This is a genomic window from Cyanobacteriota bacterium, assembly GCA_025054735.1.
Classification (GTDB): domain Bacteria; phylum Cyanobacteriota; class Cyanobacteriia; order SKYG9; family SKYG9; genus SKYG9.
Genome location: JANWZG010000551.1, coordinates 1 through 2032, shown reverse-complemented (window position 1 = coordinate 2032; position 2032 = coordinate 1). Strand labels below are relative to the sequence as shown.

Here is a 2032-nt window from a genome sequence, read left to right as displayed (position 1 = left end):
GGATGTTGAACGTGCTACTGTCCCTTGGCCTGGGTACTGTCTCTGGCATCGATATACCTCGACTTGCTTCAGCCGCTAGCTTAAGGGTGTGCTTGCACTCTCTATAAGGTTGGAATTGAACCACAGAGGCACAAAGGGCACGAAGATTAGATTCTCTGACTTGAGGACGTTGGTGGAGTAGGGGATGGAACGCTAGTGGCGGAATCAATGCGGGTGGTCGATCGCTACTCCGGTTTGGTTGACGTTGGGATAAAAGAGTGTGATGTTGAACTGTTGGGACAAGGCTGCTAGTTGCCGATAGAGGCTATCTAGGCGATCAGGCTTAGCATACAACACCAACACGCTGCCCCCTGCCCCTACACCATGGGCGCAGTAAACATCAGCAGCAACGGCTTGAGCCACTTGGTCGAGCACGGGGTTCGCTGCCAAGGGCGAAAATTGTTGTCGCAGTTCCCAGGCGTGGTCAATGGTGTCAATGAGTTTGGCTAAGTACTGGGGAGCAAAGGGCAGGGCAGGAGAGGTGCTGTCGCTATCGGCAGCCTGGGATAGCGCCTCACACAGATAGTGATGAAAAGTTACATTGTAGTGATGAATACGCCGAGATACCTCTAGCAGTCGCTGTTCTTGTTCAGAATGGTCGGTAGAGCGATTCACAATGTCATCAATGATTTTGGAGGATGAGGCCGGACGCAGGGAATAGACAATCACTACGCAGGTATTGAGATAGGTTGCAATCGCAGGCGGTACTGGATAGGTGGCGATCGCAACTGTGTCTGGATCCTTAATTAAGCCGTCTCCCTGACCACCAGACTCAGCCGTAATCCAGTTATAGCCACCATAGATGGCCGGGATAAAGTCTTGGTAGCCGCCCTTGACCTGAAGGATGTCTTTCTCGAACAGTTGGGCATCTCGGAAGGCATGATCTCGAATAGTGGCTAGATCCCAGCCTTGATGTAACCGCGCCGCACTGGTCAGCAATACGCTCAGGGTGCTGCTAACTCCCAAGCCCATAGACACGGGCACCTGCACCTGCAACTGTAGGGATTGCCGATAGTCCATGTCGGTTTGCAGATAGGTTTGGGCATAGGTATTGAGGGCAGACAACAGCCGCAGTTCTTCCTCGGTGCCATTAGCCCCATCCGCTCGGTTTAGCAAAACCTGCAAGAGCACTGGTTGAGTGCGGGCAGCATCCCTGTAGAGATCGATCGCGACATTGGCGATCGCCGTCCCGGTAACTTTGCTGATCTCAGCGATGTCAGTATAGCCACCACAGAAGTCAATCCGCAGCGGAGCCGTCAACTTTAAACTTTGCATAAATTATTAAACCCATAACCACGGAAAACTAGCCCTCACAACTCCCTTCCTAGAGAGAGCTGTAGCCTAAGCGCAGCCCACAGACAGCACAGGGTAGTTTTCCGAGAGAGACTTTAAAGCCTGCTTGCGTTTTGCTAGAATGGAAAACCATTTAAATTCGTCGATCGAGATGCTCCTAGATCTCACCGTACCTGAGAGCGGACTGGGTGGGTTGCTAGGTGCTAGATGGGGTTGTCCTTTCGCCAAATCGTTATGTTGAAATGTCCCATTTTTCTCGTCTTCGACAAACCCTTGCCTCCTGTCGTACAAATCGTACAGATCATACCAGGAGTGTGACGGCCGAATTAATCAAGATTCTACGTCGTATTGCTGCCTTAGATGGCTTTGAGTATCGTCAATTTGCTACCTATTTAGAGCAATACCAAGCCGATCGCTGCGCCCTTTTAGCAACGAAACCCAACGCAACCGAGCAGATTCAGCAGCTTGACTGGCACTGTGAAGTGATTCGAGCATGTTGGCAGGGGTTTCAATGTTCTAGTATTGAAGAATTGTGCGGTGAAATCACTGGCCTGTTACTGGTACGATCGCCATCGTCAGCAGGGGCAGGGTGGAAGCTGGCTGATCTGCTTGGGGCTATAGGCAAGTACGGACGTAAGCCCTATGCTTCGGAGATTGTGGGGTTTACCCATCAGGCAACTATCTACAAACCAGCTACACA

The 2032-nt window shown here is 51.3% G+C and carries 2 protein-coding genes; one reads left to right on the top strand and one right to left on the bottom strand.

The window, feature by feature from the left end; translation table 11 throughout:
• Positions 1-204 precede the first annotated feature (204 nt).
• Positions 205-1314, bottom strand: coding sequence for a hypothetical protein (locus tag NZ772_18020; protein MCS6815452.1), 1110 nt, complete (start codon positions 1312-1314; stop codon positions 205-207).
• 332 nt (positions 1315-1646) lie between these two features.
• Here NZ772_18020 and NZ772_18015 point away from each other — a divergent pair.
• The coding region (locus tag NZ772_18015) for a hypothetical protein (GenBank protein ID MCS6815451.1) at positions 1647-2032 on the top strand (386 nt) is incomplete at its 3' end.

Bases quoted from the DNA above. Each gene is read 5' to 3' on its own strand.
- NZ772_18020 (MCS6815452.1), bottom strand. From the start codon at position 1,314: ATGCAAAGTTTAAAGTTGACGGCTCCGCTGCGGATTGACTTCTGTGGT.